Consider the following 2,352-nt stretch of genomic DNA (forward strand, 5'->3'; position numbering starts at 1 on the left):
ATTGAAATGTTATTTATTGATTTGACTTCACTTAAAAAATCGTTGAGTTTAAATATGTAATTTCTTTGCCACTCCAAATGTAAATAAGCATCACCTTCGTCAATCATTAATAATATCTTGCCGATCCCTTTTTCTCTGAGTTGTTTAATTGCTTTGGAAATCATTCCCATTTGATGTATTATAGCTAGCTGACCGGAGCTCATTTCAACTAGTTTGAAGTCAAAGTAATCCTCAACGTCAAAATCACTTAGCAATTTTTCTCCTTCATAAGCATCTACAGGAAATGCCATATATTCAACAAAAGAGAAGCCTGGGCTAATATATTTTAGAAATGATTCAACTTTTACGCGTTCTTTATTGAAACCCGTAAGTGACTTTTCTTCATGCCGCTTAAGGGTATCATGTCCATTAATTAGGTAGTTGAGAATGTTTACAACTGTTGAGTTGCTGATTCTATTTTTCTTCTTAAGGCCATTAATTGTAATAAGTGCAGATATTATTTCAATACTATCTCTATTTGACGCTAAATATGAATTCAGTTCGTCAACTAACATGTCGAAAATATGCTTTCTTTCATTTGTGATTTGGGTAATTTCGCCGGAATCATCATTCTCGCCAATTTGTTCGCGAATGCTTTTATCTAATTTAATGATTTCATTAACAAATGGAAGGTTCTGCATTATGTGCTTGATGCGACGCTCGCTAAGTTTAAACACCTCATCAAGGATTGATTTTATGAGTGTTCTTGCGTTAATCCTGTATTGTATTTGAGACGTGGGATTGATTTTGAAGTACTCAATTACTTCTCGGGATTCATTTATGTTGCTAAGTTTTATGCCTCGTCCAAATACAGGTGATGCATCGATAAAGTTTTTTGAGGATGCATGTCTTTCTCTGAAAGGAATTGGAGAGAAATATACAACACCCCAGTATCTGGTTTCATTTTTGACATCGGAGCTTGGTGTATTAAAGAGGTCTATTTCACACCCCCCAGTAAATGCACCTATATGGGATGACTTAAATTCATTTATGACTTGATTAAGGAAGTATGTTTTCCCTGTACCATTCTCCCCTATTAATAAAGAAATTGAGTCAACATCAAAAATATTTGAGCTGTCATCTAATTCATCTCTTAGCTCTAATTTTTTATTATCAACAGAAAGGCTGCGTATCAATTTAGACTCCTTGTTTTTTATTTGTTGAGGTTGTGAAGGTTAACTCTAATAACTAATATTCTATATTAAGCGTGCTGATAAGTTTAGGCTGGGCCTATACTCGCATATTTACAGAACATTTGTCATCAATGTGGGTGGAGTTTTGTGACGCGTTTTCTGGATCGAACAAAACCACTGCCATTGTGTAGGTGACATCAGGAACTATAGCCATTGTTGAGCGTAGACTTGATTGTGGATGAATGATTTTTCTGAGATACGATTCGCCGAGTCAATTTAAGGCGTAAGCACCTGATACATTAAAGGTGAAATTTTCAGAAAATATTAGTGGTATTGATAGTTGTCCTATCAACTCCAGAACGCAGTGAAGTTGCCACCTCATTTGCCTAGCGGCATCCTTTCCCGCATGAAAACTCAGTCCACCCTCTAGGACATTCTGCGCTTGCTGCGCAATCTGATCCGCACTGGCGTCATCATCGAGACCGACCTCGATGCGGGGCGCTGTAAGGCGATCCCGCAACTCAGTATTCAGCGCAGTGATGGTGACCGGCACCAGTTCGCGATTGCTGCCCGGGGAGCCTATACCGGCGTCACCTCAAAATGGTTGCATACCAAAGACCCTAAGCCTCAAAAACAGACGCAAAAGGTGAAGCTGAAACGTAAGCCCAAAGAGCAGCACCTTCGGGCGCTTCAGCATCCAAAAGCAAAACCAGTCAGCAGCGTAACAAAGACTAAAAAGCAGAAAGAGCAGGAAGCCCGTGAGGATGAGTATATGGCCGGTGAATCGGATAACGTTTTTGCCATCACCACGATTTACGCATCAAAGGCGCAGGCCATCCGGGCGGCGCAGGCTGAGTGGAATAAATTGCAGCGTGGTGTCGCCGAATTCTCCATCACCCTCGCGACCGGACGTGAGTACATTTACCCTGAAATGCCAGTGAAGGTGTCAGGCTTTAAGCGCGTCATAGACGAGCAGGCGTGGTTAATCAGTAAGGTGACGCGCAGCCTCAATAATAATGGCTTCACGACGGACGTAGAGCTTGAGGTAAGGCTTTCGGGTGTAGAGTATGACGCAGAAGTGAATGAGTGATAAACGTATCGTATCTATTTGTTTTGTATGTATTTAATGGGTAAAATATCACCATTAAATCTATAAGGTGTGGACTGACCCCGCCCCGGT

At 40.6% G+C, this 2,352-nt stretch carries 1 protein-coding gene and 1 pseudogene; one reads left to right on the plus strand and one right to left on the minus strand.

Annotation, left to right across the window (positions count from 1 at the left end; translation table 11 throughout):
- The coding region (locus INF68_RS16485; protein ID WP_193525365.1) for a hypothetical protein at window positions 1-1,175 on the minus strand (1,175 nt) is incomplete at its 3' end.
- Window positions 1,176-1,695: 520 nt separating this feature from the next.
- On the opposite strand from INF68_RS16485, the pseudogene INF68_RS16490 reads away from it, so the two are divergent.
- A pseudogene (locus tag INF68_RS16490) lies at window positions 1,696-2,262 on the plus strand (phage late control D family protein); the annotation flags it as partial.
- Window positions 2,263-2,352 lie beyond the last annotated feature (90 nt).

Source organism: Enterobacter cloacae complex sp. P16RS2 (genome assembly GCF_014982155.1).
Classification (GTDB): Bacteria; Pseudomonadota; Gammaproteobacteria; order Enterobacterales; family Enterobacteriaceae; genus Enterobacter; species Enterobacter cloacae_M.